Source organism: Thiothrix eikelboomii (genome assembly GCF_900167255.1).
Lineage (GTDB): Bacteria > Pseudomonadota > Gammaproteobacteria > Thiotrichales > Thiotrichaceae > Thiolinea > Thiolinea eikelboomii.
In genome coordinates this window covers 388,931-410,625 of the sequence record NZ_FUYB01000001.1, presented here as the reverse complement: position 1 = coordinate 410,625, position 21,695 = coordinate 388,931, and the positions used below count along the sequence as shown (strand labels likewise).

20 protein-coding genes are annotated in these 21,695 nt (G+C 45.4%); 13 read left to right on the top strand and 7 right to left on the bottom strand.

The annotated features are described in order from the left end of the window. Positions 1-26 precede the first annotated feature (26 nt). From B5D50_RS01940 to B5D50_RS01920, 5 genes are read left to right on the top strand one after another with little or no spacing between them, the layout of a single operon-like run. The gene (locus tag B5D50_RS01940; RefSeq protein ID WP_078920886.1) at positions 27-1,985 is read left to right on the top strand and encodes a lytic transglycosylase domain-containing protein; all 1,959 of its coding nucleotides are present in this window, start codon (positions 27-29) and stop codon (positions 1,983-1,985) included. Positions 1,986-2,021: 36 nt separating this feature from the next. Then, positions 2,022-3,032 (top strand): type II secretion system minor pseudopilin GspK, encoded by a 1,011-nt coding sequence (gene gspK / locus B5D50_RS01935; protein ID WP_078920885.1) that lies wholly within the window; start codon positions 2,022-2,024, stop codon positions 3,030-3,032. A gap of 41 nt (positions 3,033-3,073) precedes the next feature. Beyond that, a complete protein-coding gene (gene gspL, locus B5D50_RS01930; protein WP_078920884.1) occupies positions 3,074-4,276 on the top strand; it encodes a type II secretion system protein GspL in 1,203 nt (400 codons plus the stop codon). Then, positions 4,273-4,761, top strand: coding sequence for a type II secretion system protein GspM (gspM, locus tag B5D50_RS01925; protein WP_078920883.1), 489 nt, complete (start codon positions 4,273-4,275; stop codon positions 4,759-4,761). The genes gspL and gspM overlap by 4 nt, the downstream gene beginning before the upstream one ends. Further along, positions 4,758-5,660, top strand: a complete 903-nt coding sequence (locus tag B5D50_RS01920) for a type II secretion system protein N (protein ID WP_143594210.1) — start codon at positions 4,758-4,760, stop codon at positions 5,658-5,660. The genes gspM and B5D50_RS01920 overlap by 4 nt, the downstream gene beginning before the upstream one ends. 55 nt (positions 5,661-5,715) lie before the next feature. Here B5D50_RS01920 and glyS read toward each other — a convergent pair whose 3' ends face one another. Beyond that, positions 5,716-7,782: a glycine--tRNA ligase subunit beta gene (glyS, locus tag B5D50_RS01915; protein WP_078920882.1), complete on the bottom strand. Its 2,067-nt coding sequence runs from the start codon at positions 7,780-7,782 to the stop codon at positions 5,716-5,718. 1 nt (position 7,783) lies between these two features. Beyond that, positions 7,784-8,698 carry a glycine--tRNA ligase subunit alpha gene (gene glyQ / locus B5D50_RS01910; RefSeq protein WP_078920912.1) on the bottom strand — a complete coding sequence of 305 codons (915 nt, stop codon included), beginning with the start codon at positions 8,696-8,698 and terminating at the stop codon, positions 7,784-7,786. Positions 8,699-8,839: 141 nt separating this feature from the next. On the opposite strand from glyQ, the gene recQ reads away from it, so the two are divergent. Further along, a complete protein-coding gene (recQ, locus tag B5D50_RS01905; protein ID WP_078920881.1) occupies positions 8,840-10,648 on the top strand; it encodes a DNA helicase RecQ in 1,809 nt (602 codons plus the stop codon). Positions 10,649-10,654: 6 nt separating this feature from the next. Here recQ and B5D50_RS01900 read toward each other — a convergent pair whose 3' ends face one another. Next, positions 10,655-11,281, bottom strand: coding sequence for a 2OG-Fe(II) oxygenase family protein (locus B5D50_RS01900; protein ID WP_143594209.1), 627 nt, complete (start codon positions 11,279-11,281; stop codon positions 10,655-10,657). Positions 11,282-11,492: 211 nt separating this feature from the next. Here B5D50_RS01900 and B5D50_RS01895 point away from each other — a divergent pair, with 211 nt between their 5' ends. The 4 genes from B5D50_RS01895 to B5D50_RS01880 all read left to right on the top strand — a co-directional run bounded on the left by B5D50_RS01895 (position 11,493) and on the right by B5D50_RS01880 (position 14,358). Further along, the gene (locus B5D50_RS01895; RefSeq protein WP_078920879.1) at positions 11,493-11,951 is read left to right on the top strand and encodes a hypothetical protein; all 459 of its coding nucleotides are present in this window, start codon (positions 11,493-11,495) and stop codon (positions 11,949-11,951) included. A gap of 24 nt (positions 11,952-11,975) precedes the next feature. Then, positions 11,976-12,767 carry a hypothetical protein gene (locus B5D50_RS01890; protein ID WP_078920878.1) on the top strand — a complete coding sequence of 264 codons (792 nt, stop codon included), beginning with the start codon at positions 11,976-11,978 and terminating at the stop codon, positions 12,765-12,767. A gap of 209 nt (positions 12,768-12,976) precedes the next feature. Beyond that, positions 12,977-13,615, top strand: a complete 639-nt coding sequence (locus tag B5D50_RS01885) for a response regulator transcription factor (RefSeq protein ID WP_078920877.1) — start codon at positions 12,977-12,979, stop codon at positions 13,613-13,615. Positions 13,616-13,734: 119 nt separating this feature from the next. Beyond that, positions 13,735-14,358, top strand: coding sequence for a hypothetical protein (locus tag B5D50_RS01880; protein ID WP_078920876.1), 624 nt, complete (start codon positions 13,735-13,737; stop codon positions 14,356-14,358). A gap of 58 nt (positions 14,359-14,416) precedes the next feature. On the opposite strand, the gene ubiD is transcribed toward B5D50_RS01880, so the two are convergent. Further along, complete coding sequence (gene ubiD, locus B5D50_RS01875; RefSeq protein WP_078920875.1) at positions 14,417-15,880, bottom strand: 4-hydroxy-3-polyprenylbenzoate decarboxylase; 1,464 nt, start codon at positions 15,878-15,880, stop codon at positions 14,417-14,419. 62 nt (positions 15,881-15,942) lie between these two features. Here ubiD and B5D50_RS01870 point away from each other — a divergent pair, with 62 nt between their 5' ends. The 3 genes from B5D50_RS01870 to B5D50_RS01860 are packed head-to-tail and all read left to right on the top strand — an operon-like array spanning position 15,943 to position 19,047. After that, on the top strand, positions 15,943-16,890 hold the full coding sequence (locus tag B5D50_RS01870; protein WP_078920874.1) for a prenyltransferase: 948 nt from the start codon (positions 15,943-15,945) through the stop codon (positions 16,888-16,890). A gap of 4 nt (positions 16,891-16,894) precedes the next feature. Then, positions 16,895-17,932 carry a tRNA pseudouridine(13) synthase TruD gene (gene truD / locus B5D50_RS01865; protein ID WP_078920873.1) on the top strand — a complete coding sequence of 346 codons (1,038 nt, stop codon included), beginning with the start codon at positions 16,895-16,897 and terminating at the stop codon, positions 17,930-17,932. Between the two features lie 50 nt (positions 17,933-17,982). Continuing rightward, complete coding sequence (locus B5D50_RS01860) at positions 17,983-19,047, top strand: AI-2E family transporter (RefSeq protein ID WP_078920872.1); 1,065 nt, start codon at positions 17,983-17,985, stop codon at positions 19,045-19,047. Here B5D50_RS01860 and B5D50_RS01855 read toward each other — a convergent pair. From B5D50_RS01855 to bioF, 3 genes are all read right to left on the bottom strand, one after another. Then, complete coding sequence (locus B5D50_RS01855) at positions 19,044-19,634, bottom strand: HdeD family acid-resistance protein (protein WP_078920871.1); 591 nt, start codon at positions 19,632-19,634, stop codon at positions 19,044-19,046. The genes B5D50_RS01860 and B5D50_RS01855 overlap by 4 nt on opposite strands. A 90-nt stretch (positions 19,635-19,724) precedes the next feature. Continuing rightward, positions 19,725-20,348: a DUF1269 domain-containing protein gene (locus B5D50_RS01850; RefSeq protein ID WP_078920870.1), complete on the bottom strand. Its 624-nt coding sequence runs from the start codon at positions 20,346-20,348 to the stop codon at positions 19,725-19,727. A 102-nt stretch (positions 20,349-20,450) separates the two neighbouring features. Next, the gene (gene bioF / locus B5D50_RS01845) at positions 20,451-21,626 is read right to left on the bottom strand and encodes an 8-amino-7-oxononanoate synthase (protein WP_078920869.1); all 1,176 of its coding nucleotides are present in this window, start codon (positions 21,624-21,626) and stop codon (positions 20,451-20,453) included. Positions 21,627-21,695 lie beyond the last annotated feature (69 nt).

Genomic DNA, 21,695 nt, shown 5'->3' with positions numbered 1-21,695 from the left:
TTTGGCTCACCCCAAGAGTTTATGTGATGAAGGATCGTTTCAAGCTCAGACTCAAGCTCAGACTCAGTGCTGGCTGTATTATCAGTTTTTTAAGTTTAATACCTTGGGTTAGTGCGAATAGTTTGGAAGAACAGCGCACTACATTTCAAGCTGCTCGGCTGGCTTTGCAAGAGAACCAAGTGGAGGCGGCACGTTTATTTATGGCAGAATTGCGTGGTTATCCCTTAGCCGCTTGGCTAGAAGCACAATTGTTAACCGCAGACTTTGAGCAGAGTTCTGATACAGCTTTAGTCAGTTTCATGAGTAATCATCCGCATTCTGTGATGAGTGATAGCTTAGCCGCTCGTTTAGCGGCGCGTTTGGCGGGGCGCGGTCAATGGGCGGCGCTGTTAACGCTGATTCCTGAAAATCCCGAGCAACTCACCACCCAATGTTATCGTGCTGAGGCTTTAATCCACACTGGCTCAGTGAAACAAGGCTTAGAGCAGGCTCAAGCTTTATGGCAAACCACCAAGAAAGACCTGCCGAATGATTGCTCCAGCCTGTTATGGCAATTAAAAAATCATAAGCAGTTGGCATCGAGTGACTATTGGCGGCGCATCCAAGACTTAATGGGCAATAAGCGCGTGAATGCGGCGCGTCAGTTAGCCGTTTATCTGACTGAAGAGGATCAGCAGTTTTTTGATCTGTGGTTAACAGTACGCAGTGCACCGACTAAAAAACTGCCTGAGTTATTCAGCCAGCCTGATAGCGCACAAGTTCGTGCCATTATCGTTGATACCATTAAGCAAATTGCGGATGACAAGCTGCAAACCGCCTTACCACTGTGGGCGCAAGCGCAAACCAGTTTTAAGTTTACTAAGGCTGAGCAGGGTGAGGTCGAAAGTCGTTTAGGGATGTGGGAGGCATGGCGGCATGATGAGGCGGGGTTGCAACGCCTAAAGCAGATTACAGTCACTGATCGCAGTCCTGAGGGTAATGCATGGTTAGCCCGTTTAGCCATGCGCTCACAGGATTGGCCCGCTTTATTGGAGGCGGCTAGTGCTTTAGATACGGTTGAAGGCAGCGACGATGAATGGGATACGTGGCGGTATTGGCAAGCACGGGCGCTAGAACAGCTGAAAAAAACCAAAGAAGCTCACGCTCTTTATGCAGGTTTAGCTAAAAATTCAACTTATTATGGCTTTTTAGCTGCTGATCGGATTCAACAAGATTATGCGCGTCTGACAGATCCGCCCCCTGATCGTACTCAGCGTATTCAGGGTTTACAAAAATTAGCGGTGTATCAGCGTTGGCAAGAATGGAATGCTTTAGGTGAGCGTGGGCAAGCCCGTAAAGAGTGGTTTCGTTTGTTGCAAGCGATGGATAAAGAGGGTGTGTTGGCAGCGGCTGAATTAGCCTTGCGTGAAGGGGATGCGAATTTAGCGATCTGGACGGTTTCTAGGGTCAAAGATTGGAATAGTGTCGATCTACGTTTCCCTTTGCTGTATGAACAAATTGTAATGGATCAAGCACGTTCGCAGGGTATACGCCCTGAGTGGATTCTAGGTATTATGCGCCGAGAAAGTGCGTTTGATGCAAAAGCAGAGTCCAGTGCGAAGGCTTTAGGTTTGATGCAGTTAATGCCGGGGACGGCGCGTGATATTAGCCGACAAATGGGGATGCAAGTACTGGCCAAAGAAGATATTTTGCAGCCTGATCTGAATGTTAAGCTAGGGAGTACCTATCTGCGTGATATGTTAAAGCGCTTCTCTGGAAACTATGCACAAGCTACCGCTGCTTATAATGCAGGGCCTGGGCGGATTCCGAAATGGGCGCCACCCCAAAATTTAGCGGCAGATCAATGGGTTGAGAGTATTCCTTTTGAGGAAACGCGCAAATATGTGCGAGCAGTGATGGCGTATACTACTGTTTATGATCATAAACTCAATCAAGATCAACACCTGCGCTTATCAATGCGTTTACAACCGATCCCAGCCAAATAAACGGCTTGGGTGATCTGAACTGGAGACGATGTGAGCATGAAGCTGCAGCGGCGACAACGAGGTGTAGCGATGCTCACTGCCTTGCTGATTGTGGCCTTAGCAGTGATGGTGGTGACCTCCCTTTTTGTGCAACAGCGCTATAGCATTCGCTTAAGCACGAATTTGCAAGATATGGAGCAAGCTTATCAGTATGCGTATGCGGCTGAAAAAATGGCGGGTGCTTGGTTAGCGCAAGATCTTAAAGAAACCACGGATGGCAGTTATGATTCGCTGCAAGATAATTGGGCTGCCAAGATTCCAGTCTTTGAAATCGACGATGATAATGGGCAGCCGATTGGTGAGGTTCAAGTAAAGATTGAAGATCTGCAAGCTTATTTTAATGTTAACAATCTTTATGATGTACAAAATAAGAAGCCACGCGCTTCTATGCTGAAAGTGTTTCAGCAAATCTTGCAAACCCAAGGCATGTTGCCTAGCAGCTTTGCTTATAGCGTAGTGGATTGGATTGATCCTGATGATGAGTTAACTGATCCTGATAGTGCTGAATCAGATTATTACAGTTCGCAAGATAAACCCTATCAAGCGAGTAATACCCTAATAGTCGATACAACCGAGTTAAGAATTTTAAAGCTTGGGAATATTACTGAGCCTGAGGAAAAGAAAAAGCTACTAGGTGAGTTAATACCTTTCATCACCGCTTTACCCACACCTTCGGCGCTTAATGTTAATACTGCCTCTGAAGCGATGCTAGCGGCGATTGGCTTAACCAGTCAACAAGTTCAAGCGATTGTTCAGGAAAGAACTGCAGCACCGATTAAATCGAGCGCGGCCTTAACTAAGTTGGTACAGAATTTAACGGCACAGCAGAAAGTTTTATTAAATGTTAGTTCGAATTATTATCGTTTAACCGGACAAGTACGTTTAGGGAAAAGCCGCTTGTTTATAAATAGCGTTTTATTTCGCTCAGCAGATGGGAAGGTAAGTGTTATTATGCGCCAGTTTAATCGGGTCAATGCCCTGCCTGAAACTGAGCCAACGGATGCTTAAAGTTTGCTGCTTTTAAATGAATAACTAGTTGATTATTGAGTATGTTGATCCTGCGTTTACAAACACCTGATGACACCGAGTTTGCGTATGCAAAGTTGGAGGGTCATGCTGCTTCTGCTGAATGGCAGCAAGGTACTTGGGCACAAATCAGCAAGATGAAGGGCAATCAAGCGGTTGTTTTACTAATTCCCAGCGCGGATGTGTTACTCACTCGTACTTTATTAGTCACCAGTAATAACCGTCAGTTAAAACAAGCCTTGCCTTATGCCCTAGAAGAAAATTTGGTGGGCGAAGTTGAGGATCAGCATTTTGTTTGGCAAGCTGAAAATGACAGTCTGTTGGCTGTCGCAGTGATTGATCGCAATCGCCTCAAAGCTTGGATGCAAACCCTTAAACAACAAAAACTGCGTGCTAAAGCGATTCTACCGGATATTTTCGCATTGCCTTGGGTGGGCACGATGCCCACGGTGTGGCAGAAAGACGGTCAGGCTTGGGTACGAACTGGGGCTTATAGTGGTTTTAGTTGCCCCGCGATTTCTCTACCCTTATTAGTCGATAGTTTGTTTGAGGCTGAAGATCAAGCTCCAACCATCCAGCTCTATACGGATCAGGCGGCTGATTGGCAGCAGCGTCTGACGGTGATTTCTGAGCCACAACCGAATCGCTTGCTGCAATCGAGTTTACAAGCAGGGATGGCTTTAAATTTGCTGAATGGCTATCAAGATGAAAGCATGTCGAATTTCAAGCGCAATTGGCGGCGTTGGAAGGTTGCGGCAAGCTTAGCCCTCTTTTGTGCAGCAGTTTGGGGGGGGATTCAAGGGATGGATATTTGGCGAATGGCTCAGCAAGTTCAGGCTGCAGAACAGCAAAATCTGGCTTTATTCCAAGAGGTCTTTCCGGCGATTAAAGATATTCAGCCTGATGCGATCCGTTCACGGGTTAAGTCTGAGCTGACTTTATTAGAACGGGCTAGCTCACCTGAAACTGACAAAATGAGTTTACTGCCGTATTTAACGATGGTGGGTAAAGTATTTCAGCAAGAACAAGGTTTAAAAGTGACGGAAATTCGTGCCCGTGATGGCCGCTTAAGTGTGGTGTTTGAAACCGCAGACTTAAAAGCGATTGAGCGTATTGGACAGGGATTAACTAAGCTCATAGGGCGTGAGGTGGGAGTGAAGTCCACTCAAGCCAATAATATTGTGCGGGGTGAGGTCACGTTAGACGCTGGTGGTGAAAACACATGAAAGCTTGGTTTCTAGCCCTCTCTGAACGCGAACGTTATTTATTGATGATTGCGATTACTGTCATCTTAGGCAGTATATTGTGGTTCTATGCTTGGAAACCTTTGGTTAAATATAAAACAAGCTTAGAAAACGATTTAATGGCGACCGTAGAAGATGCTAACTATCTTCGGCAAGCCAAAGCGCAATTACTGGCTAATCAGGCTGAGGCTGCTAATAAACAACCGATTGATACCACTACTAGTGTGCAGATTGCAGTTGCTCCCGTTTTGCAAAAGTATCAACTCGATAAGCCAGAGATTTTGTCGCGCTCTGAAGCTAAGGGTAAAGATGGGGTGAATTTACGGCTGGATAATGCACCCTTTGATCAAGTGATCGCATTTTTGGCAGAGCTAGAACTACAGTATGCCATTTATGCAACCAATATTGGACTCATTCCGGGGGCAGCTCCGGGCTTAGCAGGCATGCAATTGACCTTAGAACGATGAAAAAACAAGTATTGTGGGTATTCGCTGGCCTGACTAGCTTTACAGTGTCCTTGATCGCCTTAGCGCCTTTAAGCTTTTTCACGCAGCAAGTGACTAAGCTTAGACCAGAGCTGAGCTTTACGGGGGTTAGTGGGCGTTTATGGCAAGGCAAAATTACCCGAGTGGCCATTTCGGATGCACAGCTGAGCGATTTGACGTGGACCTTTGCCCCCAACAAATTACTGAGTGGCTTGCTAGCCGCTGATATAGAGGGCAAGGTGCAAGCCTTACAAGTGAAAGGGCAATGTGGTTTGGCTTGGAATACGAATTTGGCTTGCTCGCCCCTCAATTTAGAATTACCTGCCGCTGCTTTAGGTGAAGTTGCTCCGGCTTTAAAAAATCTGCCCGTCAGTTTAGGTGGAACCTTTCGCGCTATCGTGGATGATATTGCGTGGGATCGTGAAACCATTCCGCGCTTAAATGGTTCTTTGATTTGGGTAGAGGGAAGTGTGCAAACCCCGATTGCCGTGAATTTAGGTGGACAGTATCGGGCTAAAATTACCGAGGGTACCGGTAAGCAGGCGTTAAATATTGCCTTACAATCAGATCAAGCCCTGATCTCGTTAGACGGCAAGCTAGATGTAGAAAAAGATGGGCAGTATCAAGTTGAATTATTTCTAAGACCTATCGCTGAAGCTGACCCTAGTATTGCTCAAGGTTTAAGCTTATTAGGTGCACCGCAAACTGATGGCAGCATTCGGATTAAAGATTCAGGGCAAATAGTCTTAAAATTACCGGATAATTTACTCACACCCGTAGCTGCCGCTAATCCAGAACAGCAAGCTGTGCCAGCTCCAGCTCCAGCTCCAGCTCCAGCTCCAGCTCCAGCTCCAGCTCCAGCTCCAGCTGAAGAAGACTAAATAGCTAGACAGCTAAAATTAACTGCCTAGTCAGTTGCCAGTCGATGCTTTCAGTTTAAAGCACCGACAAATCAGCGACTCGTAAAAATAAGCCACGTAGTTGATTCAATAAGGCTAAGCGATTATTGCGTAAAGCTTGATCGTCAGCCATCACCATCACCTCAGTAAAGAAGTTATCAACAGGTTCACGTAGATGAGCTAAAGACAGTAGTGCTTGCTTATAATCACCCGCTGCAAACAAAGGTAGTACCTCCGCTTGTTGAGCTTGTAAACTTTCAGCTAAGGCCTGCTCAGCATTTTCTTTCAATAGGCTGGCATCGACTTCAGCAGGCAGGGGCGTCTCGACTTTCTTTAAAATATTACTAATCCGCTTATTAGCAGCTGCTAAACTTTCAGCGGCAGTTAATTGGCGGAAAGCAGCAACAGCTTTAATGCGCCGGTCGAAATCTAATGGCTGAGTGGGTTTTAAGACTGCAACAGCTTCGACTAATTCAGCGCCAATCCCTTGTTCCTGATAATAAGCCCGCAAACGCTCAAGGATATACTCCAAGGCTTCTTGCATATCCGGTTTTTGGCCTAATTGCAGGCTGAGATTAAGCGCTGCCTGCTCAAGTAACTCGGCTAAATCGAGAGGTAATTGCTGTTCAATTAAAATCCGCAATACCCCTAAGGCTGAGCGCCGCAAACCAAAGGGATCTTTGGTTCCTGTCGGTTTTTGCCCAATGGCAAAAATACCCGCTAAGGTATCTATACGTTCAGCTAGGGCTAGGATGCGGCCTGTTTGTGTCGTGGGTAAAGCATCACCTGCAAAGCGTGGCAGATATTGCTCTTCCATTGCTTGTGCGACTTCAGCGGGTTCGCCATCGTGTTGCGCATAATAGCGCCCCATCGTGCCTTGTAGATCAGTGAATTCAAACACCATATTGGTGATTAAATCGCATTTGCCCAGTTCAGCAGCACGGATAGCGAGCTGGGTATCTGCGTTTAACTGCTGAGCCATGTAATCAGCCAAAGCTGCAACCCGAGTAGACTTGTCGTACAAACTACCTAATTGCTGCTGGAAGACGACCGTTTTTAGTGAGTCACGACGCGAAGCTAAAGACTGCTTTTTATCTTGCTCCCAAAAGAAAGCCGCATCACTGAAACGGGGGCGAATCACCCGTTCATTGCCTTCGCTGACTTTGCTGGGGTCTTTGCTTTCAATATTGCTGATGGTGATGAAGTTTGGCATGAGCTTGCCATTGGCGTCGGTCAAGCCGAAGTATTTCTGGTCACCTTGCATGGTATGAATCAGGGCTTCTTGAGGAACTGCAAGGAATTTTTCCTCAAAGCGTCCAGCAATGGGAACGGGCCACTCAACTAAAGCTGCCACTTCATCCAGTAAGCTCTCCGGCATAATGGCATGACCACCTAACTCAGTGGCTAGTTCTTGCACCCGCTGACTAATCATTTCACGACGGGCTTCAAAGCGGGCGATGACATACGCTTCACCCAATTGCACGGCATAATCAGCTGGTTGACGAATGCGAATTGAGGCAGGCGCATGGAAGCGATGCCCACGGCTTTCATGACCAGTTTTAATGCCAAGGATTTCAGCCTCAATCACTTGCTCATTGGCGAGCATGACAATCCAATGCACAGGACGTACAAACTCCGCCTCACCATCACCCCAACGCATCCGCTTAGGAATCGGTAAATTATCTAAGGACTGTTTTACGATGGCGGGGAATAGTGCAGCCGTCTTTTGGCCAGCTTGAGTTTGGCGGAAGACCAACCAAGCACCCTTATCGGTTTCTAAGCGTTGTAACTGCGAGAACTCAACCCCGCAAGAGGCCGCAAAACCTTGAGCTGCTTTGCTAGGATGACCCTCTTTATCAAAGGCGGCTTGTACGGCGGGGCCACGTTTTTCAATCGGTTGATCCGCTTGTTGGGCAGGTATATCTTTTAACCATACCGCTAAGCGGCGAGGTGCGGCATACGCAATCACTTCATCCGCAGCTAAACCAGCGGCTTGGAAACCAGTGACGATACCATCAGTGAAGGCGTCAGAAAGTTTCTTTAACGCTTTAGGTGGTAGTTCTTCAGTGCCAATTTCTACCAGTAAATCAATTTTATCTGTCATCTTAGGCTACCTTTGGTTCTGATTGCAGCATCGGGAAACCGAGCTGTTCACGAGTGGCGTAATAACCTTCGGCTACCGCTCGCGCTAGAGTCCGCACACGCAAGATATAGCGTTGGCGCTCAGTGACAGAAATGGCTTTACGGGCATCCAATAGATTAAAGGTATGCGAAGCTTTCAGCATTTGCTCATAGGCGGGCAACGGTAAGCCTAATTCACTCATGCGTTGGCTTTCGCGCTCAGCGACATTGAACTGGTGGAAGAGTGCTTCTGTATTAGCATGTTCGAAGTTATAAGTGGATTGCTCGACTTCGTTTTGATGATAGACATCACCATAAGTCACAATACCTTGAGGCCCTTTTGCCCATACTAAGTCATAAACGCTGGTCACATTCTGCATATACATGGCTAAGCGTTCTAGGCCATAAGTAATTTCACCACTCACTGGACGACAATCCAAACCACCAACTTGTTGAAAATAGGTGAATTGCGTGACTTCCATCCCATTCAGCCAAATTTCCCAACCCAATCCCCAAGCGCCTAAGGTGGGTGATTCCCAGTTGTCTTCTACAAAGCGAATATCGTTGACGAGCGGGTCAAAGCCTAAAGCTTTAAGTGAGCCTAAATATAGCTCTTGAAAATTTGGGGGGGAAGGTTTGAGTAAAACTTGGAATTGATAATAATGTTGTAAACGATTGGGGTTTTCACCATAGCGACCATCGGTGGGGCGGCGCGAAGGTTGTACATAAGCTGCTCGCCAAGGCTCGGGGCCAATGGCACGTAAAAAAGTCGCTGGATGGAAAGTGCCTGCACCCATTTCCATGTCATAAGGCTGCATTAATACACAACCTTGTTCAGCCCAATACCCTTGCAGTGCTTGAATCATGCCCTGAAAGGTGGATAAGTCGTAGTTAGCCATTTGATTCTGTAATTTTTGCCAAGAAACCGCGAGTATACTGCACATTGCTTAAGCTAGCAGCAGATGGCCGATGAAAACGAGATGAGTGGTGGGAATCAAAAGAAGGGGCGCTAGGCATAAAGCTCATGGCATAATCGACAAATGCAACGCGCTCAAGAAATCCTCAAATCCATTTATGGTTACACTGATTTTCGCCTCAATCAGCAGGCGATTATTGCTGCTTTGCTAGCAGGCCAAGATGTCTTAGCCCTAATGCCCACAGGTGGTGGCAAATCGCTTTGCTATCAAATTCCGGCTTTAGTGCGCGAGGGAGTGGGTATTGTTGTATCGCCCCTGATTGCTTTGATGCATGATCAAGTGTTGGCCTTGCAACAGTTGGGGATTCGGGCTGAGTTCTTAAATTCCACCTTAGAGTTCAATGAGGTTCAGCGTATTGAAAAAGCGCTGTTAGCGGGCGATTTGGATTTACTCTATGTTGCCCCAGAGCGCCTCGTCACGGATCGACTGTTAAATCTATTGGAGATAGCACGGGCGCGAGTTGGTATTGCGCTATTTGCCATTGATGAGGCGCATTGTGTCTCGCAATGGGGGCATGATTTTCGCCCTGAATACCAGCAGCTATATATTCTTGCGGAGCGCTTTCCGAATGTGCCACGCATGGCGCTCACCGCGACGGCTGATTTGCGTACTCGCCAAGAAATTATCAGCCAGCTCAAGCTTGATCAGGCAGCTGTGTTTATTAATAGCTTTGACCGCCCGAATATCCGTTACTTGATTCAAGATGGTTTGAATGCTCGCCAACAATTGTGGGATTTTCTCGAGGCTCATCATCCTGAAGATGCAGGCATTGTCTATTGTTTGTCGCGTAAAAAGGTTGAGGATACTGCGACATGGCTAGCCCAACAGGGGCGGCTAGCTTTGCCGTATCATGCGGGTTTAAGTGCAGAAGTTAGGCGGGTTAATCAAGAGCGGTTCTTGCGTGAAGATAGCATTATTATTGTGGCGACAATTGCCTTTGGTATGGGGATTGATAAACCCGATGTACGTTTTGTAGCGCATTTGAGTTTGCCGAAAAGTATTGAGGCTTATTACCAAGAAACCGGACGTGCCGGACGTGACGGTGAGCCTGCCAATGCATGGATGGCGTATGGCCTACAAGATGTGATTAGCTTGCGACAGATGATGGAGACCTCTAATTTACCTGAGCAGCAAAAGCGGATTGAATATCACAAACTAGAAGCGATGCTGGGTCTGTGTGAGTTGAGCACTTGCCGTCGCCAAGCCTTATTAGATTATTTTGGAGAGCTAAACTCCAAGCCATGTGGCAATTGTGATAATTGTTTACAGCCCCCAGAAACTTGGGATGCTTCCTTAGCAGCACAAAAGGCTTTGTCTTGTGTCTATCGAACTGGGCAGCGTTTTGGTGTGACTTATGTGGTTGATGTTTTGTTGGGCAAAGATGATGAGCGTATTAAACAGTTTGGGCATCACAAGCAGTCTACTTTTGGGATTGGTCAAGAGCTAAATAACACCGAATGGCGCACCCTGTTTCGTCAGTTAATTGCTTTAGCTTACTTAAACGTCGATTTAGAGGGACATGGTGCTTTATATCTGACTGAAAAAGCTCGCCCACTCTTACGGGGCGAAGCTCAGTTATCACTGCGTCGCGAGCGTAAAACTGACAAGAAAAAAGCCCGAATTAAAGCCCGTGCAGAACAACCTATTCGTTGGACTGATCAACCCCTTTGGGAGGGGTTACGGCGAGTACGTGCCCAATTGGCTAAGCAGTATGGTGTACCTCCTTATGTGATTTTTCATGATGCCACTTTACGCGAAATGCTCCAACAACGCCCTCGCTCCTTAATGGAGCTGGCTTCGCTCAGTGGCGTTGGCCAGCGTAAATTAACTAGTTATGGGCAGGCTTTTTTGGATGAGTTATTACAGCACTAAGACACTTTAGCCGTGCTCATACAGGTGTCGACGCCGACAAAACGAGACAACGATATAGCGAGTACCTTTAGTCGTCGGGCGGCCACCGTGCGGATGGGTAATACAGGGGAACAGTGTGCAATAGCCACTTTTGGGATTACCTAGAATTTTTTGGCGTACAAACCAAGTACCGCCCCCTTCAAAACCACTATTTAAGCCAACGGTAAACGTATAGTCGGCATAGTCTTGATGAACAGAGAGGAGTACTTGTTCATTCGAACGGTAACGTGCCATGAAACTTTCTTCGACCATATCTTCCCAATGCCGACCTTCTAAACGCCAAATTTTCCGAGCGATGGGATGGCAAAACGTATGCATGACTTGGTGATACATGTCGGCTAGACCTAAGTCTTGTAATAAAACATCGGTCGTGGGGTAATATTCGTGGCGTGCAGTCGTCCATTTACCTAAACGCTCGGCTTGCTCGACGACTTCATAACAAAAAGCATCCGTGAATAGGGGGAAGCAATAAATATCCGGGCCTAATTCATCAATCATCAGGTCAACATCCCCAGTACGGATGCCAGGGGCAATGTATTTTTTAGTCCAAGCGTCTTTATTGTCGCGCCAATCTAATAAAGAGAGGTCTTGCATGATGCGGGCTTCCATTTTTTTATTAATTCCCAAAATCATGCCAGAAATTCGCTGCCTAGCGATAAGCTGACAGATGTTCGGTGAAAGGCGGTGGGTTGAGCGGTGACTAGCAAAGTTGGGTGAGTTGCAGTATAAGCAAACCTGTAAAAACCTTTAATGAGGTCTGGTAATCAGGCCTAGTAATCCAGCCAGTTAATTGAGGAGTAAGCACTTGAAATTGATTCCAGTAGGGGTATTAGTTGCTGTGATCGGCACTTTGAGTACCAGTAGCTATGCTGCTTGGCAAGCCATTCCGGGAGCTGCTTGTAGAGCGGCTTTAGGTAGTCAAACCAGCCAGTTTAATACCATCGGTGAGACGGGCTTAGTTCGTGTGAGCGCGAATAGTGCTTGGGTCTCTTGCCCACTACAGCGCACCTTGTTTGTTCGGCAAACTGTTTATGTCAATTTGAATCATCCCTCAGCTCGAGAGACGACCTGCAAGGTGATTCATACGGATTATTTGACGGGTGCTAGTCGCTCTGTGTCGATGGTGGCGCGTGGGACAGGTAATGTCTATGCGGGTTTTAATACCAGCGGTTTAGGGACGATGAATAATTACGATACCTATAGTGTTAGCTGCAATCTCGCTCAAGGCACGACCGTGCGTGGAGTCAGTTGGCAGGATAATTGATCAGCACATTGAAGGTTGGAGCGAATGCGCATTACTATAGTTTTAGTGGCAGTTTTATATTTGATCGCTGCGTTCTATGGCTATTTTTGGTGGACTGATCGACAGCCGACAGAGACTCCAAACGCATTCAGTCAAGCTAGCTCAACTGCTGTTAAGCAGATTGTGCCAGAGCAGTTGAGCTTGTCAGAGACAAAACCTATAACTGTGGATCAGAATCAATTAATTTCTCAGCAGTTAGAACAGATGCAAGCTGCCTTTGCCGCGCAATTTAAGCAAATGGAGTTGAAGCAAGCAGCGGCGGTGACGGCGCTACAAAAACAGCTTGATGAGCTAAAGCAAGCTCAAGTGCAAGCTAAAGCTCCAACTAAAACGCCTGCATCAGCGATGCCAGATGTTCAAGCTATTACCACCACAATGGATGCCGATTCTGCTGCTCCACCCACAGAGCAGATGCTTGAGGCTCAGGTTAAAACGGCTAAGCAACGCTTAAAAGCGGGTACGAGCCAGTTAGATCGACAATTGCAAGCAGCAGAGCCTGATCTAGCGAGGCAAAGCATGCTACAACAAAAGCTAGATGCTGCTTTCAATCAATCTGAACTTGCTCATCTTCTGCAGGGTCGTACTGAATGTGGCCCCGCCTTTTGTAAGCTGGATCTCCAAGGCAAGGCACCTGAGGGTGTTGATGTTTTGCAGGCTTTATGGGAGCAGCAAGTTTTCCCCGAGGCTACTGAAGTCATGACTATGCCTAAATCCGATGGTTCTGGTTGGGTTATTTATGTGGCTCAGGATGGACAGTCATTACCCAATATACCCTAAGCACCTAGCTTTCTAGGTGCAGCGAGTTCGCGCTAATTAAAATACATTTCGTTATTGAGATAGCTAGTCTGGTTATTTTTTGCTCAATTTATTGAATTTAACTCCCCATAAAAAAATCCAAAAAAATACCATTTATAATTTATACTTTAGTAGGAAGTTATCACTTAAATATAACTAATATCCTATATACTAAGCGAGGTCGATTAGAAATGCGAGTTCTGATCATAGATCCTTATCCTTTATTTAGAGAGGCTATTACTCTGCAAGTAGCTAAGGTAATAGAGCCTGTATCCGTTTTTGAGGCAGCCTCTGTTGAGGAGGCGAGTGCGCTAATGTCTGTGACCACAGCTTTCAATCTGATCATTTGTAGCATAGATGATAAGGCTTATCGGTGGGTGAGGGAGCTGAGAGCTCAGGCCAATGAGTTATGTTTATTGGTTATTTTCGATATAAAACAGTCATTTACTGAACTGATCGAGCTACAGGGTGTTAATGGATTTTTAGCTAGATCGGCAGATTTACGAGAAGTAAACAATGCCTTAAAACTGGTTTTAATGGGAGAATTCTACGTGTCTCCTAGCTTGTTGGTAGCACATGCTCTTCCGAGAGCTGTATTGGATCTAAAAAAGCATGAACCCGCCAAGCGCAACCATCTGACTCCAAGGCAACTACAGGTGCTCAAATTAGTAGCAGCTGGCTTTTCAAATAAAGATATAGCGCATGAGTTAAACTGCTCAGATGGTACAATTAAACTCCATGTCAGTGCTATTTTAAAAGAGCTAAATGTACATAATCGAGTCGGGGCAGTCAAATATGCAGAAAAACTAGGCTTAATTATGAATGTCTAGCTATAACTTTATGCATAGAGTTATAGTAAGTCTATATAGTTTATTATAACCTAAGCCATATTGTTATTTTCTAATTTAGAGCTTAAAGTTGTTTTATTATACTGTCGGAGGAATGTAAAATGAAAAAAACTAAATTATTAGCTAATTTAGTTTTAACTGGTTTAGGTTTGTTAGCGATGGGCTCTGTATTGGCTGCGGTTAGTCAGGATGCAAATTTAGCTAAAGCCAGTAAAAATTTTAATGGCTTTAAAGTAGAAATAGAAGCACCTTCAGTAGAAATTGCACAGCATTTGTTAAGTGTTATACCTTCTACTATTGAGGATACTGCAGATACCGCCGCTAAAGTTTCAGAGGCCATTAACCAAGTTAGAATAAAAAGCTACCCTGATGACATGGTTGCTGTAGATATAACGAAATTGGCTGAGAAGAGTGGGAATAAAGCAACCTCAAGCTATGTTGATGCCTATCGCACTTTCTATTTGTGGAATCGAGTAGTGGGTTATAATGGCCAAGTTTATGCCTACAATTATAATGTTAATACTGTAACCTGTGTTGGCCGCTCTCAAAGCGGCACATGGTATGGTCAGTATCAGAGTAATGGTGCTTGGTCTAATGTAGGCTATTTTTATACGGGTGGCATGCAAACAATGTATGCGACTGGGTATGACAATAGAAAAGGCTGCAATTGGTGGGGTAAGTCCAGTTATAATAAAGGTGATTTTATTATATACTTCTTTAATTAAATCTTGTAAGCAGATATTAAATCCAACTAACCATGCTGATACTCACATCAGCATGGATTTATAATCCCAGCTCCTGCCAGATAGCATCTACTTTATCCTTCACGGCTTGTTCCATCACAATCGGTGTACCCCATTCTCGGGTGGTTTCTCCTGGCCATTTATTAGTGGCATCCAAGCCCATCTTTGAACCTAAGCCCGACACAGGCGAGGCAAAGTCCAAGTAGTCAATCGGAGTGTTTTCAATCAAGACGGTATCACGGGCTGGATCCATCCGTGTTGTCATCGCCCAAATAACATCCTGCCAGTTGCGGATATTAATATCTTCATCCACGACAATGATAAATTTGGTATACATAAACTGGCGTAAGAACGACCAAACCCCCATCATCACGCGCTTTGCATGTCCGGCATATTGCTTTTTAATACTCACCACGGCCATGCGATAGGAGCAGCCTTCTGGTGGGAGATAAAAATCGACAATCTCTGGAAACTGCTTTTGCAGAATAGGTACAAAAACTTCATTTAAGGCCACCCCCAAAATAGCAGGTTCATCGGGTGGGCGACCGGTGTAGGTGCTGTGATAAATCGGATTTTTGCGATGAGTAATACGCTCAATTGTAAATACAGGGAAAGTATCTACCTCATTATAATAACCCGTATGATCGCCATATGGGCCTTCCGGTGCATAATCCTGTGGATAGATAAAACCTTCTAGCACAAATTCAGCAGAGGCTGGCACCTGCAAATCAGACAACAAAGCTTTTGCTAATTCAGTGCGTGAACCGCGTAATAGGCCCGCGAACGCATATTCAGAGAGGGTATCGGGTACAGGGGTCACTGCGCCTAAAATCGTTGCTGGATCAGCACCCAATGCGACGGCTACCGGAAAAGGTTCGCCGGGGTATTTGCGTTGCCAATCGAGGAAATCTAAAGCCCCGCCTCGATGCGAGAGCCAGCGCATAATCACCTTATTTTTGCCTAAGACTTGCTGGCGATAGATGCCTAAGTTTTGGCGATTTTTTTCAGGACCTTTAGTGATGACTAAGCCCCAAGTGATTAGAGGTGCAACATCCCCCGGCCAGCAATGCTGAATCGGTAACTGATGCAGATCAATCTCATCCCCCTTTAATACAATGGCTTGGCAAGCAGGGTGGTTCACCACTTTAGGTGCCATATCCAGTACTTTTTTGAAAACTGGCACAGCCTTCCAAACCTCTTTCAAACCTTTAGGTGGTTCAGGCTGCTTGAGTACGGCGAGCAAACGGCCTATTTCCCGCAAGGCTGAGGTCGATTCTTCACCCATACCTAAGGCAACTCGGCGGGGTGTGCCAAAGAGATTAGCTAATACCGGAATATGATAGCCTTTAGGGTTTTCAAACAATAAAGCCGGCCCACCCGCACGCAGTACACGATCAGCGATTTCAGTCATTTCGAGATGGGGGTCAACTTCGGTTTGAATCCGTTTGAGTTCACCTCGGGCTTCCAATTGTTGGATAAAGTCGCGCAAGTCTTGATATTTCATAGTGGGATGATAACGGAAAATAGCTTAGAGTGAAGCGGTCTTAATTAGCTTTTATATTTGCGATGCCACAAGAACCTACTCAAGCTCTCCTCAAGCAGTCGCCGCTCCTGCGTTATAGCCTCGCCACTCGCCCCGCTTTTTTAGGGGTGAGCATTTTGCCTGTTTGTGTGGGGGCTGCTGCGGCAAGTTACCAAGGCCATGAATTTAACTGGGGTTTGTTTATCTTAAGCGTGCTGGCGATGATGCTGATTCATGCAAGTGTGAACGTGATCAATGATTATTACGATGAGCAAAATGGTACAGATCGGCTTAATACTGAGCGGATTTACCCCTTCACAGGAGGAAGTCGCTTTATTCAGAATCAGGTTTTAAGCGCTAAGGCAAGTTTTCAATGGGCCTGCTGGTTGCTTGCTGTGGCTAGCCTGCTGGGTTTAATCTTAGTCTGGCAAACCGGTTGGGGTTTGTTTTGGATTGGTTTAGCCGGTTTTTTAGTCGGTTGGGGTTATTCTGCACCGCCCTTGCAATTGAATAGCCGTGGTTTAGGCGAGCCAGCGGTGGCTTTGGGTATTGGCTTGCTCACGCCGCTAGGGGCTTGGTATGTGCAAACCAGCCAGTTAGCTTGGTATCCTTGTGTGATTAGTTTACCGCTTGGCTTATTGGCGATGAATATTTTATTGATTAATCAATTTCCTGATGCTAAGGCTGATGCAGCGAGTGGTAAATACCATTGGGTGGTTCGCTTTGGTGCTTTGCCTGCAGCGTGGATTTATGTGGGCAATGTTTTATTAGCCTTCGTTATTTTAGTGAGTTTGATCATCAATCAGTTCTTGCCTAGCTTGGCTATTATCAGTCTTTTACCTTTGGGTTTAGCGATCAGTGCGGCGATTTTACTCAAGCGCTATGCACTTCACCCTGCCCGTCTAACCACTGCGATTAAAATGACCATTGCTAGTGCCCTATTGCATGCTAGCCTGTTAACTTTAAGCTTGGTCTTGGTACAGGTAGAGTAAATTGATGACGACTCCTTTTACGATGGCGGCTTTTGCCCGCGCTTATTCAGCCCCACTGAAAGGGCAGTTTCGGGTAAAACCTGAGGATTTCATAGTCAATGAGCAGATGGATATAGACCTTTCCGGGGCGGGTGAGCATCTGTGGTTACAAGTCCGTAAAACGGGCGCAAATACTGATTGGGTAGCTGGTCAATTAGCAAGGTGTGCACAAATCCCTGCCAGTGAGGTAGGTTATGCTGGCTTAAAAGATCGCCATGCTGTGACCACTCAATGGTTTAGTCTGCAACTGCCGGGGAAAGCTGACCCTAATTTTGCGGATTTACCTCCAGAAATCGAGATTCTCTATCAGCAGCGGCACGACAAAAAACTACGTCGAGGTGCTTTGTTGAGCAATCAATTTATTCTCAATTTACAGGATTGCTCGGGTGATTTAGCCGCTGCACAGGCAATTTGTGTAGAGATTAGCCAGCGTGGTTTGCCAAATTATTATGGTGAACAACGGTTTGGACACAATATGGGCAATCTCACCAAGGCTGAGCGTTGGTTTGAGGGTGGTTTTATGCCCAAGCAACGTAATCAACGCAGTTTGTATTTATCGGCAGCCCGTTCTTGGATTTTTAATCATGTTCTTTCAGCTCGCATCCAACAGCAAACTTGGGATCAGCGTATGGAAGGTGATGTCTTTATGTTTGAAGGTGGGAGTGCATGGTTTGCAGATGATGCTAGCCCTGAATTAACGACCCGTTTAGCCGCTTTAGATTTGCATCCAACAGGTGTGCTATGGGGACGCGGTGAGTTAGCTACGCAAGCGGGGGTAGGTGAGTTGGAAGCCACTCAAGCTGCGCAATTTCCGATTTTTTGTGCAGGCTTGGAAAAGCACGGCCTAAAACAAGAGCGTCGTGCTTTGCGGATTAAAGTGAATGAGCTTCAGTTGACCGCCTTATCTGCGACTTCTGTGCGTTTAAGCTTTAGTTTGCCGCCGGGGGCTTATGCGACGATTTTATTAGAACAATTAGGGCATTTTAGTAGCCGAGCAAATTAATTCAATTTCGCTATAATTAAGGCTGTTTCTCAAAAAGCTGGGGATAGCTTATGCCACAAGGTTTACTAAATAATCGCCTAGTCAACATCACAGCAGGCCTGTTTTTAATCTGTATTTTGGGTTGGCTGTTAGTCATTGGGCGCGATATTTTAATTCCATTAATTATTGCGATTGTTATCTGGTATGTCTTGGATACCGTCGCCCGTTATTTTCAAAGTATTTCCTTCGGTGGTTTTCATGTGCCACGGATGATTGCTGTCTTACTCGCCTTAGCTATTTCTATTCTGCTCATGTTATTTGTAATGGATATGATCGCTACGAATGCGCTGGCTTTAGCTAAAGATGCACCGAGTTATCAGCTTCGCATTGAGGCAAAGATAAATTATATGTTGAGTCTGTTTTCGTCAGATATGAAACTGGATATGAGCCGTTTCAATGATTTATTTAATTTGGAGCGTTTAGTGAGTTGGGTGGTGAGTGCGGTGAGTGGTTTTTTGGGCATTGCCTCATTGGTCGTGATTTATATTATCTTTATTGTGTCCGAGCAAGCCGCGCTGCCTAAAAAAATCATTGCCTTATTTACTGATCCGCAACAGCGTACCCGAGTCAATACCACTTTGGATCGTCTGGATGAGAGTATTCGCACTTATCTAACGGTAAAAACCTTTGTCAGTATTTTAACTGGCGTGCTTTGTTATACAGTTTTATCCATTTTTGATGTAAATTACCCCGCATTTTGGGGATTTATCACCTTTTTATTAAATTATATTCCAACAATTGGCTCTTTAATTGCAGTGGTTTTCCCCGCCTTATTATCATTGGTGCAGTTCGATAGTTATTTGCCTTTTTTAGGGGTTACTATTGTATTGACTACCATTCAGTTTAGTATCGGTAATATTCTTGAACCCTATTTAATGGGGAGTAAACTCAATTTAAGTGGTTTAGTCATTATTCTTGCTTTGGCTGTTTGGGGTGCAATTTGGGGAATTACCGGGATGATTTTAAGTGTACCCATTATGGTGATTATTATGTTACTACTCTCCGCAAGCCCAACGACTCGCCCCATTGCGATTCTATTATCTAGCAATGGGGCGGTTGAAGATTATAAAGATTAGTGAGCTGATAATTCCTTGTTAATTTTTCTAAAGCTGAAGCCGATTAGCAGCAGCCAAATACCGCTGCTAATCAACTCAACTGATAACAGGATACCTAAAGTTATTGCAGCACTTGCAGCCATATTAGTGAAAATTATAAAAGCCAATATAAGCGAAATAATCCCTGAAATTAACATCCAGATCCAACCACTTAAAGGGCGCAGTTTAAAAGCATAAACCAATTTAACAACGCCTGAAGCACCGATTAAAGCCGCTGCTACAATTGTCAGGCTAAATAAACCTGCAACTGGATTACGTAACAAAACGATACCGAGGGCAATAAATAGTAAACCTAATAATAAGGCCCAAATAAAAGAAGAGGTCTTATTAGCACGGAATAATTGAAAAGCCTGTAATAAACCGCCCACAATAAAAAAGATAGCTGTCATGGTTTCAACAGTTAAAGAGGCAATTACGGGTTTGCTGATACCGATAAAGCCACCGATTAAGAACACAATACCTGCGATAACATACCAATACCAATTGGAAGTGACACGTGTTATTTGAGCATTAGACTCTGCGAGAGGGCTAGCTAAAATTGTACTCATAATGTATTACTCTTAATGCAAAATTGAAAGGTTGGGGTTGATTAGCCCATTCAAACATTATTTTTACGCAGCTTTGTGACAATTCCGTGATTATTGTGAAGGAGTGTTAATAGCCGGCGCAGATGTATTAGTTTCTGCTGGAGCTGCTGGAGCTGCTGGAGCTGCTGGAGCTGCTGGAGCTGCTGGAGCTGCTGGAGCTGCTTGCTGGGCTTCAATATAAGCTTGGACAGCAGGGGTGGATAAAACTTGACGCAATTGCTCTTCTTGGTCTTTAGCCAGCGAGGTTTGAATAATCGTGCCTTGGAAACCTTTTAAGCCTTCTAAGACTTTATCAGTGGTTGCACGCCGTACTAGGACGAATAACATCGCATGCCCCGATTCCATTGACTTCGCTAGCTCACTCATGAACTTATCATCAATGCCAATATCCGTTAAAGCGCCGGTTAATGCACCTGTACCAGCACCCACAGCTGCACCGAGTAAGGGGTTTAAAAATAACATCCCGATTAACATTCCCCAAAAAGTTCCACCGACAGCACCCGCTGCGGTTAAGTTAACGGCTTGATGGAGTTTGACTTTACCTTCAGCATTTTTAGTAACAACCACCGCATCTTCCATTTCAATTAGATATTCTTTTTGCATCGACACCAATTTTTCACGCATATCGAACGCCATTTTTTCATCAGCAAAAGCAACAGCCACTAAAGTACTCATCAATTCAGCTCCTGAGGGTGGGGTATCAAATAGAAATGCGCACGCAAGCCCGTGCTACACTAGTGGTTTAGTATACTTTTCGAGTTTTGTAAATAGCTTTGTCTAGGGTATTGGCGTCTGTGACTGAATGACCTGTTCTAAGGCTGCTAATAAAAATTCGACTTGCTCTTGACTATGGGCGGCTGACAAAGTAATGCGTAAGCGTGCAGTATTTGCAGGGACGGTGGGGGGGCGAATTGCAGTAATCAAAATACCTAATTGCTCTAATTGCTGACTCATAGCCAAGGTTTTAGCATTTTCACCGATAATAATGGGTTGAATTGGAGTAGTTGAGGGCATTAAAGCTAAGCCTAATTGCTCAGCCCCTTGGCGAAAAACTTGAATTAATTCCTTGAGATGCTCGCGCCGCCCGTTTTCGGTTTGCACTAGTTTTAGGCTAGCTAAACTGGCAGCAGCTATCGCAGGCGGTTGGGCAGTGGTATAAATATAAGGGCGTGCGGTTTGAATCAAAAATTCAATTAAATCAGCACTGGCTGCTACGAAAGCGCCTGCTGTGCCAAGAGCTTTACCGAGTGTACCCATTAAGATTGCATCGTCTTGAGCTAAGTGTTCAGCTTCTAATAAACCTGCCCCAGTCTCACCTAAGAATCCCAAACCATGTGCATCGTCCACGATGAGCCAAGCCTCATGCTGCTTGGCTAAGCTCGCTAAGGTTTTAACTGGGGCAGTATCGCCATCCATGCTAAATACACCATCCGTGACTATCACTTTTTGTCCGGTACTTTGTGCCTCTAACCGCTTGGCGAGTTGCTGGGTATCTTTATGTGGATAACGGACTCGTTTTGCACTAGATAACCGAGCCGCATCTAATAAAGAAGCATGATTGAGCCGGTCTTGATAAATCGTATCTGGGCGTTCGGCTAAAGCAGCCACCAGCCCTAAATTTGCCATATAACCAGTAGAAAATAATAAGGCTCGTTCCCGTTTAGTGAATTCAGCTAGCGCTTCTTCAAGTTGCTGATGCAAACGCGAATGCCCATTAACCAAGTGGGCAGCACCACTACCGACACCGTATTGATTGGCAGCTTGCTGAAAAGCTTTGATGACCTCGGGATGGTTGGCTAAGCCTAAATAATCATTGCTGCAGAAAGCCAGCATCGGTCTGCCATTCACTTGCATGATAGGCTGTTGAGGGCCATCAGTGATACGAGCGCGGCGGTATAGGGATTGCTGTTGGCGTTGGGCGAGGACTTGGTGAAGGTGGGCGTATTTGTTCATGGCGTATTATAACGCCCAATATGAAAAAGGCACAAAGGCGTGCCTTTTAAGGTATAGCATGCAAAACTA

Coding starts and splice junctions, on each gene's coding strand:
- B5D50_RS01940 (WP_078920886.1), top strand. CDS start 27: ATGAAGGATCGTTTCAAGCTCAGACTCAAGCTCAGACTCAGTGCTGGC.
- gspK (WP_078920885.1), top strand. CDS start 2,022: ATGAAGCTGCAGCGGCGACAACGAGGTGTAGCGATGCTCACTGCCTTG.
- gspL (WP_078920884.1), top strand. CDS start 3,074: ATGTTGATCCTGCGTTTACAAACACCTGATGACACCGAGTTTGCGTAT.
- gspM (WP_078920883.1), top strand. CDS start 4,273: ATGAAAGCTTGGTTTCTAGCCCTCTCTGAACGCGAACGTTATTTATTG.
- B5D50_RS01920 (WP_143594210.1), top strand. CDS start 4,758: ATGAAAAAACAAGTATTGTGGGTATTCGCTGGCCTGACTAGCTTTACA.
- glyS (WP_078920882.1), bottom strand. CDS start 7,782: ATGACAGATAAAATTGATTTACTGGTAGAAATTGGCACTGAAGAACTA.
- glyQ (WP_078920912.1), bottom strand. CDS start 8,698: ATGGCTAACTACGACTTATCCACCTTTCAGGGCATGATTCAAGCACTG.
- recQ (WP_078920881.1), top strand. CDS start 8,840: ATGCAACGCGCTCAAGAAATCCTCAAATCCATTTATGGTTACACTGAT.
- B5D50_RS01900 (WP_143594209.1), bottom strand. CDS start 11,281: ATGCAAGACCTCTCTTTATTAGATTGGCGCGACAATAAAGACGCTTGG.
- B5D50_RS01890 (WP_078920878.1), top strand. CDS start 11,976: ATGCGCATTACTATAGTTTTAGTGGCAGTTTTATATTTGATCGCTGCG.
- B5D50_RS01885 (WP_078920877.1), top strand. CDS start 12,977: ATGCGAGTTCTGATCATAGATCCTTATCCTTTATTTAGAGAGGCTATT.
- B5D50_RS01880 (WP_078920876.1), top strand. CDS start 13,735: ATGAAAAAAACTAAATTATTAGCTAATTTAGTTTTAACTGGTTTAGGT.
- ubiD (WP_078920875.1), bottom strand. CDS start 15,880: ATGAAATATCAAGACTTGCGCGACTTTATCCAACAATTGGAAGCCCGA.
- B5D50_RS01870 (WP_078920874.1), top strand. CDS start 15,943: ATGCCACAAGAACCTACTCAAGCTCTCCTCAAGCAGTCGCCGCTCCTG.
- truD (WP_078920873.1), top strand. CDS start 16,895: ATGACGACTCCTTTTACGATGGCGGCTTTTGCCCGCGCTTATTCAGCC.
- B5D50_RS01860 (WP_078920872.1), top strand. CDS start 17,983: ATGCCACAAGGTTTACTAAATAATCGCCTAGTCAACATCACAGCAGGC.
- B5D50_RS01855 (WP_078920871.1), bottom strand. CDS start 19,634: ATGAGTACAATTTTAGCTAGCCCTCTCGCAGAGTCTAATGCTCAAATA.
- B5D50_RS01850 (WP_078920870.1), bottom strand. CDS start 20,348: ATGAGTACTTTAGTGGCTGTTGCTTTTGCTGATGAAAAAATGGCGTTC.
- bioF (WP_078920869.1), bottom strand. CDS start 21,626: ATGAACAAATACGCCCACCTTCACCAAGTCCTCGCCCAACGCCAACAG.